This is a genomic window from Clostridium fungisolvens, assembly GCF_014193895.1.
Classification (GTDB): Bacteria; Bacillota; Clostridia; order Clostridiales; family Clostridiaceae; genus Clostridium_AR; species Clostridium_AR fungisolvens.
The window spans coordinates 3,332,013-3,346,741 of sequence record NZ_BLZR01000001.1; the positions used below are offsets into that span (position 1 = coordinate 3,332,013).

Below are 14,729 nucleotides of genomic sequence, written 5' to 3' on the forward strand. Positions count from 1 at the left end.
TCTTCTCATAAGTCAGCAGAGTTTCAAAAGTAAAGGCATCAGTGAAATAATCACTAATGCCTTATTACTCTCTATATTGATTTCTTCCATTTCTAGCAGGTACATTAGAACTCCTCACTGTTCTGTTGCGAAGTCCCTATTTTTAAGTTTATTGAAATCATCCCAATTAAAATTAATAATGACCCTATAAGACTATTGCCAGTAAGTTTGTCCCCAATAAATATAGAAAAGATGGCTCCAAAAACAGGCTCTCCTAAATAAATTATAGCTGCATGAGTAGGATTAGTATATGGCTGCATTTCATTTTGAACCCACATTGCTATAACAGTACAAAGTATTGTTGTTACTAAAAGTGCTATAACCACAGTTGTTGTAAATTCAAAGTGTAGATTTTCAACTCCAATAGCTGGTATAAAACTAAATATCCCAACTATAAAAAGTTCTAAAGATGTTAAAAGTCCAGAATCTACTTTCTTTGCATACTTGTCCACAAGTATTATTTGAGCAGCAAAAGCGATTGACCCTAAAAGGGTCAAAAAATCTCCAAAATTAATTCCTGAAGCTCCTTTTGCAGATAATATATAAAGGCCTATTAACGATAATACAATACCTATAATTGTTTTTATATCAGGAATCTTTTTATAAATAACTGCCAACATAACTGGTACAAAGACTACATTCAACCCTGTAATAAAAGCAGATTTGCTTGAAGTTGTATACGTAAGCCCAACTACTTGAAATATAATACCTATTAAGAGTGGCATTCCTATTAAAGCAGCTATTTTTAAATCTCTTAGTTTTATAGTTCTAAATTTTTTATGAAAAAAAGCTGTTAAAATTATTGCTCCTAAAGTATATCTTATAGCAATATAACTATATGGAGGAATGGTTTTAAGAGCTACGCTCATTATTGGAAAACTAAGCCCCCAAAAGGCTGTAACTGTTATAAGATATAGATCTGCCTTCATTTCTTTTGTCATATTTTACTCCTAATTCCTAAATAGCCAAATTACTTTTCCTTATAAGAGATATCTAGTTCTAACTTATCTCCATTTTCAAAGTTTAATGGAATACTTATTACAACTGAATTCGCCTGACTAACTTCTATATTTGTACCTGTCATTATGATAGGAGGAGTTATATCAATGCTTATATTGTTTGAGTAGAATATTGTCGCTGCGTTACCTAGCATCATATTACACAACTCAGATATAGCACTTTTTGCTATCTCATCTAATTCCTTTACTTCCATACCACCCATCATAGCAGATACAATTTTCAACGCTAAACTTTTATTTAGAGAAACGTTAACACTTCCTTGTATCTGTCCTGTTAATCCTATTAGTACCACAACAGAATCAACTGAATATGGAATGGTCTTTTTGTAGATTTGACCTAAACTAGGATTAAATCCAGTAATTTGATTTATAACATTCTTACTCGCTTCTACGATAGGATTAATATATTCTACTTTCATCTTAAGCACTCCAATCTCTTATGTTATAGGTTATTTAATAAATTATATCATTTATATTATTTACATATCAAATTAATTTTATAGCTAAACAATATCTAAGTAATTAGTATAAAAATAAATAATATTATCAAAACACTATCGAAATATTTAAATTTTATTTTTTACCCATCAGCCTTTCTGAGTGTACATGAAAAAAACTAATGGATCAATACGCTTTATTCTTTACTTTATATCCTATAAAAGCTTGCAACACAACTAAAGTTTTAGTTTTATCTATATAGAAAATTATATACTTCCTACACAGCAAAAAAAGTCGCTGAAGCTACATTCTTCAGCGAGTTTTCTTTTGCTATCTGCTTTTTCCTATATACATTTAGTAAAATTAAAACAAGCACATAGTATTATTTTTTATTGTGCTTAAAGATATATTACTTTATTTATTATAATAATTTATCTAGCGATATATTTACTTCAAAAGGCATATTGTTAACAAACATTTCAATACATAGCACTTTATTAGAACTTGCTTTAGCTGTGAACTTTCCATACATTAATGTAGGAGTTGATATATCGATATTAATCCCTTCACGTTCAAAGCTCATACATGCATTAGCTGTAAGCATATTGGTAAGCTCTGATATAGCGCTTTGTGCCATCTCATTTAGTTCTGGCACAGGCATTCCCATCATCATAATCTGTGCAATGTTTTTTGCTGCCTCTATCGTAGTAGTATATATAACATTGCCTTTAGCATCTCCTATTATACCTAAAATAATTATTACCCCTGGACTTTCTACAGAAGCTTCTTTTACTCTTACAGAGCCTTTCCTTATATCATTAATTCCCAATTGAGGAAATACGTTAGAAAATGCATCAAGAAAAGGATTTATATATTTGACATCCATTCTCCATCCTCCTTTTTAAAACCAACACTCATATAAATCTCTCCAAATACAGTATCTACCATAGACGATGTAACTGTATCAAGTTCTGATTTAGATATATTTATCGATTCACCATGAAATATTGCTGGTGGTGCTACTCTCAGCCCAAACAGCTTATTTTTTCTATTGATCATAGAGCAGCCTTGTCCAGATATTATATTATTTAACTCGCTCATCATATTTATTACTTCTTCTAAACTTTTGGGTTCTCTCTTTAAAACTGTTTTAGCAATATTTTCTGCTGTTTCATAGGACATATCAAATATTATTCTTCCAGAGTATTTACCAATTATTCCAATTACGACAGAAACGCCTTTGGATATCTGCCCAATATTTTCATTATATTCTTTTTTAAAATCAGGAATAGTTTTTGCAACTTTGTTAAAGGTATCCATAAATGCTTCTTTGTAGCAAGGATAGTATAAATTCAACAGTTCACCATAAAGGTCTTCACTGGCCATTATTCTATTAATAAGTAAAGTAACTTCTTCTGGATCTGCAGGTTTTTGAATGTAACCTGATACTTTAGCTTTCCTTGCTTTTCTTACAATTTCCTCATCCATCATAGAGCTTATTACAATAACTTTTATATTAGCATCAATTTGATGAATAGCTCTAGTACACTCTAATCCATCTGTTCCAGGAATAGTCATATCCATTGTAACAAGGTCAGGTTTAACCCTACTAACTACTTCAATAGTTTCCTCTAGTGAACCAGCCTCTCCAACAACTTCAAAACCACTATCGACAAGTATATCTCTAATAATAGCAATAGAAAATGGTGAATCGTCAACTATAACAATTTTTGTTTTTGCCATAAATAAACACTCCCAATCTAAATAATATATTGTAAATATCGAGTGTTTTACTATATTCTTGACTGGATTTAACTTAAAAATGATTATATTTTCAGAAAATATAAGTTTTTTAGTGATACAAATATTACTTTATGTTCATATAAACTGAATATTAATAGAAATAAATGAAAAAATAATGTAAGAAATCAATTTAATTCTTGCATAAAATGGATTAAAGTTATACTATTAAATAATGAGCTAAATGCTTATTATTTTGGAGGTGTTGTATATTAATAAAAATTTAGATTTAAATGAAAATATAAGAAGTAAGGAAATAAGATTGTCTGGTGAGAATAGTCAGATTATGAAAACCGAAGACGCTTTAAGATTAGCAAGAGAGCAAAATCTTGATTTGGTTATGATTTCTCCCACTGCTGTTCCACCTGTATGCAGAATAATGGATTACAGCAAGCATTTATATGAGCAATCAAAGAAACAAAAAGAAGCTAAAAAGAATCAGAAAGTAGTAGAACTTAAAGAAGTAAGATTAAGTCCTACTATCGAAGAGCATGACATAGATATAAAATGTAATAATGCTAAAAAGTTTTTATCTAGTGGAAACAAAGTAAAAGTATCAGTTAGATTTAGAGGAAGACAAAATAATGCTACTGGCACCGGCTCTAAGATTCTTGAAATTTTTATTAACAAGATTGGAGATTTGGGTGTAATAGAAAAATCCGCTCAATTCGAAGGCAGAAATATGTTCATAATTATTGCACCAAAAACAAGTAAATAAATTGATTATTCATTAATTGATTCCATAGAAGAAGCCTATAAGCACCCATGCTTATGGGCTTCTTCTATAGATTTATGCTTGATTTTCTTTTTTAAAATTTCCTAAGGGAAATTATTGACATCTACACATATCTTGTGATATCATTAAAATTTGCTATTTTTTCATTAATATATTATAATGAATTAAGTAGACTATTCACATGGAGGTGTTCTGTTGTTTAAAATTGGTGATAAAATTATTTATCCTATGCAAGGTGCAGGTATAATAGACAGAGTTGAAGAAAAAGAAATTTCTCAAGTCAAGTGTAATTATTTTATAATAAACATGGTAAATAATAGTATGCAGGTTATGATTCCTCAAGATAAAATATCAACTTCTGGTATAAGACCTATATCTGATGAGGAAACACTTGAACTAGTATTACAAAGCTTTGCTACAAATGATGCACAATCAGATGATGCTCTTAACTATAAAGAGAGATATCAAACAAATCTAAGAAAAGTTAAAAGTGGTGATCTGAAAGAAGGTTCTGAGGTAGTTCGTGATTTACTACTACTAAACAGTAAGAAGCCACTTAATTCTAGCGAAAAGCAAATGTTAAACACCGCAAAAAAGCTTTTAGTTGGAGAAATATCTTTAATAAGAAATATATCTGAAGCCGAGGCATCTAACTTAATTAATTCAGTCATAGCATAAGTTCATAAATCATTTTTGTTACAAAAAGCTACTGACATAAAGTCAGCAGCCTATTTTGCACTTACATATTCGTATCATATTTATAATCTCATTTATATTACTTAGCCTTTCTATATACTTTTATAGAGTGACTACACGCTAAACTAAGCTTTAGAATTTTAGTTTCTCAATTTTTAACTTGTTAGTGTAAGCAGTGCATATAACTCTCTGCTTTGCTTCCATCAACTATGAAACTCTGTCCCTTGGAACAAAATACCGATGAAGAAGTATACTCTATATCAGCTTTTTTATCATATGCAATTTTAGCTATTACTTCTTCTTCGTTATGACAGAGATCATACCCATCAAAAATAAAGCTAATTCGCCCTCTTCCACTGCTTATATTGATAAATTCCATTCCATAATTCATAAGTTTAGAAACAGGCCCTCTACCAAATATAATTACTTTCTCCCCCTCAAGTATAGGTGGCTCACATTGTGAACTTAACTTTTCCATATCAGAAATCACTCTTCCCATTTGTTCAATTTGAACTTCAATTCTGAATCTATAATAAGGCTCAAGTATTCTACTTTCTGCTTTTTCAAGTCCTTGCCTTAGTGCTCTTAGTGTAGCTTCTCTAAAATCTCCTCCACTAGTATGCTTGTTATGAGCACGTCCTGTAAGCAATGAAATTTTTATGTCAGTAATCGGAGCCCCAACAAGTATTCCCTTATGATCTTTTTCAAAAATATGAGTCTTTATTAAATTTTGATGGCCTACTGTCAAATCATCTGCATGACATAAGCTTTCAAATTTTACACCTTGATTCCTTTCTCCCGGTTCCAGTTTTATGTGTACTTCCGCATAATGCTTTAATGGTTCAAAATGGCCATATCCAATAGCTACTTCCTGGATAGTTTCTTTATATAAAATTTCACAAGGCCCAAACTCTATAGATATTTTAAATCTCTCTTCTACTACTTTTTTTAATACTTCTAGCTGAATAGTCCCCATAACATGTATTTGTATCTCTTTTAAAATATCATCCCATACTACACTCAAAGAAGGATCTTCATCTTCAAGAATTTTAAAATAACTTAATACTTCTTTCTCATTTAGCATCCTATCAAAAATTACCTTTGATTTAAGAGTAGGAACCATGTCATACGTGGATTTTTCACCAACTTCTCCTATTACATCACCTGCATTAAATCTTGTTAATCCTGTAACCCCAAATATTTCACCCGCAACAACCTTATCAGTTGTTATATATTTATTTCCATTATAAATTCTTATTTGATTTATCTTTTCAACTATCTCATCTTCTTCAGAGACTTTAATTTGATCTTTTACATTTAAAATACCAGCTGTAGCTTTAATATAACTTATTCGGTTCCCTCTTTCATCATATTTCACTTTATACACTCTACCGCTAAACTCATTTATCTCAGAATAATCAGTATACGTCAGGTAGTCTAAGTTATCTAAAAACTCATTAATTCCAATATCTTGTAATGCAGATCCACTAAATATCGGAAATAACTTGTTTTGATTTATTGAGCACCTCAATGAATCTACACACCCTTCAACTGTGTATGTTCCATTAAAGTAAGCTTCCAGTAGATTTTCATCTCTATCAGCAATAAATTCTATCTGGTATTCATTTAAGCCTTTAGTTCTCAGTAGTTCACCAACATACATTATGTCTACTGTAAACTGTTTTCTAATTTCAATCATCAATTTTTCTAAATCAGAACCAACCCTATCTATTTTATTTATGAATATAAATGTTGGTATATTATGCATTCTGAGCAAATGCCACAAAGTCTCTGTATAGGCTTGGATTCCTTCCACAGCACTGATTATAAGTATAGCGTAATCCATGACTTTTAAAGCTCTTTCCATTTCAGGAGAAAAATCTATGTGTCCTGGAGTATCTAGTAAATAATATTTTGATCCATTATACTTAAAATTTGCTTGTTCAGAAAATATGGTTATACCTCTTTCCTTCTCTATGCTATGATTGTCTAAAAAGGAATTCTTATAATCCACTCTTCCTTTATTCCTTATACTATTAGTCGTAAATAATACCTGCTCAGCAAAAGTTGTTTTTCCCGCATCAACATGAGCTAGTAGTCCAATTGTCTTATTCACTTAATCACCCTCGGTCACACAAAAATTATATACCTTACTATTCATGCTTATTTGCACCAATCACTACCAAATTCATATTATCAAATTCACTTGTCATAAACAGCTAAAGTTTTACTAATAAACTTCACATTGAATTATTACATCTTTGATTATAACTGTTTAAGCTAACAAAATTCAACTTAATACAAATGCTGTGTGCACAATGAAGAAATTCTGGCAGGCGACATATTCTTCTTTTTTTTATTCTTTAAATTATACTATGTCTTAAGTCTGCTCGCATAATTATCTTCAGATATAATTGAGATATAATTTCCTAAAGAATAAAAAAAGCAAAAGACATATGAATCCATTAAAAAATGGACTTATATATCTTTTGCATCCTTCTTAAAATAATAACATGTTGTTATCTTATATAATTAACTGTATTTTCTTTTCTTGGAGCGGCTTTTGCATTATCATTAGCTTTATATCCAAAAATAGCTGAATATAATGGTTCATGTGTTTCAGGTATTCCTAATTTTTCTTTAAGCTCAGCAGCCTTTGGTGAATTGAATATGTAATCTGAGCTTCCAAGCCAGCAAGATCCTATTCCTATTGCTTCTGCAGCAATCAACAAGTTTTCAGTAGCAGCACCGCAATCAGCCTTTGGAGCTACAGCATTCTTATCTCCTGAAACTATTATAAGTGTTGGTGCATTATAGTATGGCTTAAAGTTTGCACTTTGAGCTCTCTTAACCATAGCTTCTTGATTTGAATTTAAAAGCACTTCCCTAAATGTTTCAGCAAGTAAGTCTATAACTTCCTTATTTTGAATTACAGTAAAGTGCCATGATTGTTGGTTTATAGCGCTTGGCGCGAATTTTCCTGCTTCTAATATTGTCTCTAACTCTTCATCTTTGATTTGCTCATCTTTAAAAACTCTTGTACTTCTTCTGTTTAATAAAACTTTTATTGCCTCACTCATTTTATTTGCCTCCTAAATACTATATAATTTCATAAAAATTGCTCTTTAACTTGTACTATAGTTTTATAAATACTTACATTAAATTATTTAATAACTATTGTTTGGTATATAGTAGCAATTTATTCATATAATCTATTATATCTCTTTCAGAACAAAAGTAAAGCAAATATTTTTATACAATCTACTATAATAAAGTAACTTAAATGTTATCTGTTTCTATTACTTCTTTTAATGAACTAATTAAAATATCATTATTTTTTCTATCTTTTATAGCGATTCTAAAGTTATATCTACTAACTCCACTAAAGCCTTTTGGGAGTCTTATCAAAATATTATATTCAAGGAGCTTTTCTTGTAACCCATAAGCATCCATTTTTTCATCTAAAAGCTTTAAAAACAGAAAATTTGAACTTGAACTATAAACCTTCAAACCATTAAGTTCACTAAGCTTTTGATATAAATAACGTCTTTCTGAGCCAATCCAATCCAATGTAGCTTTTATATATTCATGATCATCAAAAATGCAACTAGCAGCTATTTCTGCAGCTGTATTCACGCTCCACGGTTCCATATTTCTTTCAATGCTATTTATGAGCCCAATATTGCTTGTTATCCCATATCCAAGTCTAATGCCTGGCATTCCAAAAAACTTTGTTGCAGCTCTTATAATAAGCAAATTATCATATTGACTTATAAATTCAACCATAGATGCATCTTTAAACTTCGGTGCAAACTCTATAAAAGCTTCATCTATTATAAGAAACGACTTAGTTTTTTGAAGATTTTTAAGTAGTTCCAAAAACTCTGTTTTCTCTATTAAAGTACCAGTTGGATTATTAGGGTTGCATAGTAAAACAACAGATTGTTCCTTAATATTTTCTATTAAGCCTCCTAAGTCAATCTTCTCATACTCCTGTTCATATAAATTGATTTCTTTCACTGCCATTTTTACCTTTTCCCCTGCTCTCTTATATTCAGAAAAGGTTGGTGTTGATATATATAGACTCTTGTACTCAATAGCTTCCAATGCCCTATAAATTATATCTACTGCACCATTACCTGGAATTATATTCTCAATAGATATATTACCAATATACCTTGCAATATTTTGTCTTAACTTTTTATACTCTCTATCTGGATAAACTGAGAAGTCCGCAATACCTTTAAGCAATGCACCTTTAAAACACTGTGGCACACCTAAAGGATTTATATTGCTACTAAAATCAATTATAGCTTTATTATGTTCATATATATTACCACCATGATATTCCACTTATAATCACTCCTTTTATTATAAAAAACGATGTAGTTGATAATATATAAGACCCATACATTAGTTTAATTGAATCTTTTATATAATCAACTTGTAAGTCCCTTTTATTGAAACCAATAGTAGGCTTCTCCACTGGTTTGCCAAAATAATAGTTAGTACCGCCTAGTTCAATTCCTAAAGCTCCAGCTACAGCTGCTTCTGGATGAGCAGAATTGGGACTTGAGTGTTTTTTTCTATCTTTCGCAAAAATAGTAGCACTATTTTTATAATCATATCTTAATATAAATGCAGCAATCACCATCATTATTCCTGTAATTCTAGCCGGTATAAAATTCACAATATCATCAAATTTAGCAGATGCCCATCCAAAGTTTAAAAACATTCCTTCTTTATATCCAACCATTGAATCCAATGTATTTACAGCCTTATAGGCCATAGCTAAAGGTGCTCCCCCTATAAACATATAAAATAAAGGAGCTATTATACCATCCGAACAGTTTTCTGATATTGTCTCTATAACTGCTTTTGCAATCTGTTTCTCATCTAGATTTTCCGTATCTCTTCCAACTATATAAGAAAGTTGTTTTCTTGCTTCAACTATATTTCCTTGCTTTAGTATCTTATATATTTTAAGCCCTTCACTTGCCAAACATTTTGCTGCTATAGTTGTCCACATTATAAAAATATTGACTATTATATATAAATAGATTGAAATACTCTTACTTATTGCAAGTATAAAATAGGTTATGCCAAAGCATAAGCATACTGTTGTTATGGTTAAAATAATACCAGCTGCCTTTAAAGCTGTATTCTTTAGTTCCATCTTCTTTACTAAATTTTGAACCAGTTTTATGTATTTTCCTATAAATCTAACTGGGTGCGGAAACCAGTATGGATCTCCTAAAATAAAATCAACTATTAATGCTATACATATACTTATCATAAACTATTCTTCCTTATTTTTATTATGATTATCGAATTAATTGACTACCTAATAATATAAAGTAGAAAATCACATAAATCGTAGCACTTTAGGTAGTATTTAGTCAATAATTAATATAAATTAGTTTTACTTATTGAAAATATAAATATTTATGATATAATCTTATTAATTTAATAATTCCGGTAGAAGGTAGCGGGATATATTTTAAACCGCTATTGGACGGAACTCTGGAGAGACTCTTTTTTGAGCACCGAAGGGGAAAGCCATTTTCATGGTGAAACTCTCAGGTAAAAGGACAGAGCATTAGAAACGTTTATGCATTTTTTGTGCATAATCCTTTTTGATATTCGATCTTCAGAGGCTAATACTAATATTAGGCTCTTTTTTACTATATAGAAAAGTATATAATTTTTCAGCTAAACTTATCAACTTAAATTGCTTTTCTATTTTTTAAGCCTAAAACAAAACTTATTCGCCTGCCTGTTTTTCCTATTTATATTTTAAAAGGCAGATGTAAACAAAGCTCACTGAAGAAGTTCGCTTCAGCGACTCTTTTATTCCCAATACATAAAACATGCACTTATTACAAAAATAAAATTATTAAGGAGAGATGGTTCTATGAGATCACTAATAACTGTTATAGGAAAGGATAAAGTAGGAATAATATATGAGGTTACTTCTGTACTAAAAGAAAGTAATGTTAATGTTTTAGATATAACTCAAACTTTGCTTGATGGATTCTTCACTATGGTAATGCTTGCAGATCTTTCAAACGCAACTATGGACTTTTCAGAACTAAAGAACGCTTTAGATACTTTAGGCACTAACTTGGATGTATCAATAAGAATTCAACAAGAAGCTCTTTTCAACTCAATGCACACTATCTAACAAATCTAAATATCATCATACTGGAGGAATTAATTTTGATAAATACTCAAAACATACTTGAAACCATAAACATGATTGAAAAAGAAAAACTTGATATCAGAACTATAACTATGGGGATTTCTCTTCTAGATTGTTGTCATAGCGATGGAAAGATATCAAGACAACTTATATATGATAAAATCACTAAGAGAGCTGAAAATCTCGTTAAAGTAGGAAATCAGCTTGAGGCTGAGTTCGGTATTCCTATTATAAATAAGAGAATAGCAGTTACACCTATTTCATTGGTGGCTCAAAGTTCTAGCGATACTAACTATGTTGAATATGCTAAAATTCTTGATAAAGCTGCAAAAGAAGTTGGAGTAAACTTTATCGGTGGTTTTTCTGCTCTAGTTCAAAAAGGTTATTCTAAGGGTGATAGAATACTAATTGATTCTATACCAGAAGCTCTAGCAGTTACTGATAAAGTGTGCGCTTCTATAAATGTTGGCTGTACTAAATCAGGAATAAATATGGATGCAGTTGCACACATGGGAGAAATAATAAAGCAAGCTGCTTATTTAACTAGAGATAGGGATTCTATTGGCTGTGCTAAACTAGTTGTATTTGCAAATGCAGTTGATGACAATCCATTTATGGCAGGAGCATATCACGGTGTAGGCGAAGCAGAAGCAATAATAAATTTAGGTATCAGTGGTCCTGGAGTTGTTAAAGCAGCTTTAGAATCAGTTAGAGGTGAATCCTTCGATGTTATGGCAGAAACAATTAAGAAAACTGCTTTTAAAATAACAAGAGCTGGTCAGCTTATAGCTCACGAAGCTTCAAGAAGATTAGATACTCCTTTTGGTATAATCGACTTATCTTTAGCTCCTACTCCAGCTGTTGGTGATTCAGTTGCAAGAATACTAGAAGAGATGGGATTAGAGAGCTGTGGTTGTCATGGAACAACTGCTGCATTAGCAATGCTAAATGATGCTGTTAAAAAAGGTGGCGTAATGGCTTCTTATCATGTTGGAGGATTAAGTGGCGCTTTCATTCCTATAAGCGAAGATGAAGGTATGATAGCAGCAGTAAAAAATGGTTCCTTAAGCATAGACAAATTAGAAGCAATGACTTGTGTATGTTCAGTTGGTCTTGACATGGTTGCTATACCAGGCGACACTCCTGCTTCTACGATTTCAGGTATAATAGCAGATGAAGCTGCTATAGGAGTTATAAATAACAAGACTACTGGAGTAAGAATTATCCCTGTATATGGAAAAACCTTAGGTGATGAAGTTGAATTTGGAGGACTTCTAGGAACTGCTCCAATTATGGCTGTAAGCAAATATTCTTCTGAAGCTTTTATAAAAAGAGGCGGTAGAATGCCTGCACCTATCCATAGCTTCAAGAACTAAAATAATAATTTAGAATATTAACCACTGGATAGGTATATTAATACTGCCAGTGGTTTTTTATCGTTTAACCTGTATTATGTTTTAAATCCGTTACGAATATTTATCCATATATTTAGTTGGATTATAGATTTAAAAAGAATAAAAAAAGTTATATTTGACAAATTACTATACTATGTGTAGACTTATGTGAGTTTTTTTACTATACTTATTAACTGTATATCTATTGTTAATAATTATAGATATACTGTTCAGTTTAAAATGTAAATTACCATCAATTGTTAACAGAGTTGTCAGCTAACTTTATATAATAGAACTGGAATATCTATATTTTGTATCTTATTAATAAAATTAGTTATAATTCATGCTTAAATCGTATAATAAAGGAGATTATTATTGTGAGCTCATTCGAAAAACTATCACTTCCTGTAACTCTTATCGAGGGTTTAGCGAAGTCACAAATATCAACCCCTACTGAAATTCAAGAAAAGGTTATTCCTATTGCGCTAGAAAACAAAGATATTATAGGAAAATCTCAGACCGGAAGTGGAAAAACCTTAGCCTACTTACTACCTATCTTCAACAAAGTAGATTCTTCAAAAAAAGAAATGCAGGCAATTATATTAGCCCCTACTCATGAATTAGTAATGCAGATAGATAGAGAAATAAAACTTCTAGCTACAAATTCTACTTTGCCAGTAAACTCAACTTCCATAATTGGTGAAGTTAATATAAAAAGACAGATAGAAAACTTAAAGGCGAAACCACACATAGTTGTAGGTACTCCTGGAAGAGTATTGGAACTAATTAAGTTAAAAAAAATAAGTGCTCATACAGTTAAGACCATCGTTATAGATGAAGGCGACAGATTATTAAATGATAACAATATTGCTGCAGTAAAAGATATAATTAAGTCCACACTTAGAGATAGACAAATAATGATTTTCTCTGCCACCATTACTCCAGAAAGTGAAAAGGCAGCAAAAGAAATAATGAAGGACCCTATACTAATTAAGCTAGATGAGGATAATAGCGTAAGTTCAACTATAGATCATCTATTTGTTGTAACTGAGCGCAGAGACAAAATGGAAGTACTTAGAAAGTTAATCCACGCCTCCGGTACCAAAAAAGCAATTGTCTTTATAAATAAAAGTGAAGAAACAGAAGACACTACACTAAAGCTTCAGTACCACAAGGTAAAAGCTTATGGAATATACGGAACTAGTACTAAGGAAGATAGAAAGAAGGCTTTAGAAGGCTTTAGAAATGGAAAATATCAAGTATTAGTAGCCTCAGATATTGCTGCTAGAGGACTTGATGTAAAGGCAGTTACTCATATATTTAATTTAGACCTTCCTGAGGATCCTAAAGAGTATTTGCATAGAGTTGGTAGAACTGGCAGAGCTGGTCAAAGTGGAACAGCTATATCAATAGTTACTGATAGAGAAATACCAACAATACATAAATTCGAAAATACCTTCAATATCAAAATGACACAAAAGGATATCTATAAGGGAGAAATATTAGAATTAGACGAAGCAAAAGAACTTAAGCATGATAATTATCAATCTAATCCTAATAAAAAGAAGAAAACTATAACTAAGAATCTAGGCCAAAAGAAAAAGTAATTTCCATTACTTTTATGTCAAAAAATCGCTGAAGCGACTATCTTCAGTGATTTTTTTGTGCATTTGCCTTTCCGAATATATATGAGAAAACTTACATACGAATAAGATTTGCATTTTACTGTATTTCTTAAAACTTCATCTTAAACACTTGAAATTATTAGGTTTGGTTATCATAAGACTTATATATTCTTCTTTACAGTAAAAAATAAACTATATCACTGAACGCTGTTTCAACGATATAGTTTATTAAGTTTGTGTACTGCATACAAATCTACATATATCTATAAAGCTCTGCTACCTCCCCCTAAAACTTGTGATTTAATATAATCAAATGGGAAGTTAATTCCTGGACACTCAGTAGTTGGTTTTACATCTTTATGCCTTCTTAGATCTTTTATTCCGTACTTCTTTACTAAGTATTTAGATAGTATTATCCCCGAATCTATTTGCTGCTGTGTTGGTTTCTCCACCATAAAGTTTCCTTCAAAAGCTATTCCTAAAGCTATATTATTAAATCCTGGTGCATGTGATCCAACTGCATTTTCAGGTCTACCTCTATAAATTGTCCCATCTTTTCTTATATAGAAGTGATAGCCTATTCCAGCCCACCCTCTATTTACATGTAGCTGATGTATTTCCTGAGGAGTTTTCCCTATCTCAACAGTATGATGATATACTAACATTTGAGGCTTCATTGTAAATTGTAATGGTTTTGCCCATTTGTAGTTTACCTCAACTATCTTTGGTTGGGTTTGTCTATTAAATAAACGGTTTAAAGCTCTATGAAATTTATTCATT

The 14,729-nt window shown here is 30.9% G+C and carries 14 protein-coding genes and 1 riboswitch; of the genes, 5 read left to right on the forward strand and 9 right to left on the reverse strand.

The genetic code is table 11. From position 1 onward, the window contains the following. Positions 1-104 precede the first annotated feature (104 nt). The 4 genes from bsdtw1_RS14730 to bsdtw1_RS14745 form a co-directional block, all read right to left on the reverse strand. A complete protein-coding gene (locus tag bsdtw1_RS14730) occupies positions 105-980 on the reverse strand; it encodes a DMT family transporter (protein WP_183278315.1) in 876 nt (291 codons plus the stop codon). 29 nt (positions 981-1,009) lie between these two features. Continuing rightward, complete coding sequence (locus bsdtw1_RS14735; RefSeq protein WP_183278316.1) at positions 1,010-1,477, reverse strand: chemotaxis protein CheX; 468 nt, start codon at positions 1,475-1,477, stop codon at positions 1,010-1,012. Positions 1,478-1,917: 440 nt separating this feature from the next. Then, positions 1,918-2,382 (reverse strand): chemotaxis protein CheX, encoded by a 465-nt coding sequence (locus tag bsdtw1_RS14740; protein WP_183278317.1) that lies wholly within the window; start codon positions 2,380-2,382, stop codon positions 1,918-1,920. Beyond that, positions 2,364-3,239 (reverse strand): response regulator, encoded by an 876-nt coding sequence (locus bsdtw1_RS14745; RefSeq protein ID WP_183278318.1) that lies wholly within the window; start codon positions 3,237-3,239, stop codon positions 2,364-2,366. The genes bsdtw1_RS14740 and bsdtw1_RS14745 overlap by 19 nt, the downstream gene beginning before the upstream one ends. 241 nt (positions 3,240-3,480) lie before the next feature. Here bsdtw1_RS14745 and infC point away from each other — a divergent pair, with 241 nt between their 5' ends. After that, positions 3,481-4,014 carry a translation initiation factor IF-3 gene (gene infC, locus bsdtw1_RS14750; protein WP_371874702.1) on the forward strand — a complete coding sequence of 178 codons (534 nt, stop codon included), beginning with the start codon at positions 3,481-3,483 and terminating at the stop codon, positions 4,012-4,014. A gap of 213 nt (positions 4,015-4,227) precedes the next feature. After that, positions 4,228-4,710 (forward strand): CarD family transcriptional regulator, encoded by a 483-nt coding sequence (locus bsdtw1_RS14755; protein WP_183278319.1) that lies wholly within the window; start codon positions 4,228-4,230, stop codon positions 4,708-4,710. A 181-nt stretch (positions 4,711-4,891) separates the two neighbouring features. On the opposite strand, the gene bsdtw1_RS14760 is transcribed toward bsdtw1_RS14755, so the two are convergent. The 4 genes from bsdtw1_RS14760 to cbiB form a co-directional block, all read right to left on the reverse strand. Next, positions 4,892-6,844, reverse strand: coding sequence for an elongation factor G (locus tag bsdtw1_RS14760; protein ID WP_183278320.1), 1,953 nt, complete (start codon positions 6,842-6,844; stop codon positions 4,892-4,894). Positions 6,845-7,247: 403 nt separating this feature from the next. Beyond that, complete coding sequence (locus bsdtw1_RS14765; protein WP_183278321.1) at positions 7,248-7,808, reverse strand: nitroreductase family protein; 561 nt, start codon at positions 7,806-7,808, stop codon at positions 7,248-7,250. A gap of 199 nt (positions 7,809-8,007) precedes the next feature. Continuing rightward, on the reverse strand, positions 8,008-9,081 hold the full coding sequence (locus tag bsdtw1_RS14770; protein WP_183278322.1) for a pyridoxal phosphate-dependent aminotransferase: 1,074 nt from the start codon (positions 9,079-9,081) through the stop codon (positions 8,008-8,010). After that, positions 9,062-10,024, reverse strand: coding sequence for an adenosylcobinamide-phosphate synthase CbiB (cbiB, locus tag bsdtw1_RS14775; RefSeq protein ID WP_205245286.1), 963 nt, complete (start codon positions 10,022-10,024; stop codon positions 9,062-9,064). Before cbiB ends, bsdtw1_RS14770 begins: the two co-directional genes overlap by 20 nt. 217 nt (positions 10,025-10,241) lie before the next feature. Further along, a riboswitch (glycine riboswitch) is annotated at positions 10,242-10,333 on the forward strand. 309 nt (positions 10,334-10,642) lie between these two features. Here cbiB and bsdtw1_RS14780 point away from each other — a divergent pair. The 3 genes from bsdtw1_RS14780 (at position 10,643) to bsdtw1_RS14790 (ending at position 13,931) form a co-directional block, all read left to right on the forward strand. Then, entirely contained in the window at positions 10,643-10,912 is a 270-nt protein-coding gene (locus tag bsdtw1_RS14780; protein WP_183278323.1) for an ACT domain-containing protein, read from the forward strand. Between the two features lie 35 nt (positions 10,913-10,947). Next, positions 10,948-12,306 carry a PFL family protein gene (locus bsdtw1_RS14785; RefSeq protein WP_183278324.1) on the forward strand — a complete coding sequence of 453 codons (1,359 nt, stop codon included), beginning with the start codon at positions 10,948-10,950 and terminating at the stop codon, positions 12,304-12,306. A gap of 392 nt (positions 12,307-12,698) precedes the next feature. Next, positions 12,699-13,931, forward strand: a complete 1,233-nt coding sequence (locus bsdtw1_RS14790; protein ID WP_183279822.1) for a DEAD/DEAH box helicase — start codon at positions 12,699-12,701, stop codon at positions 13,929-13,931. A gap of 281 nt (positions 13,932-14,212) precedes the next feature. On the opposite strand, the gene bsdtw1_RS14795 is transcribed toward bsdtw1_RS14790, so the two are convergent. Then, a complete protein-coding gene (locus bsdtw1_RS14795) occupies positions 14,213-14,728 on the reverse strand; it encodes a peptidoglycan recognition protein family protein (protein ID WP_183278325.1) in 516 nt (171 codons plus the stop codon). Position 14,729: the final 1 nt, after the last annotated feature.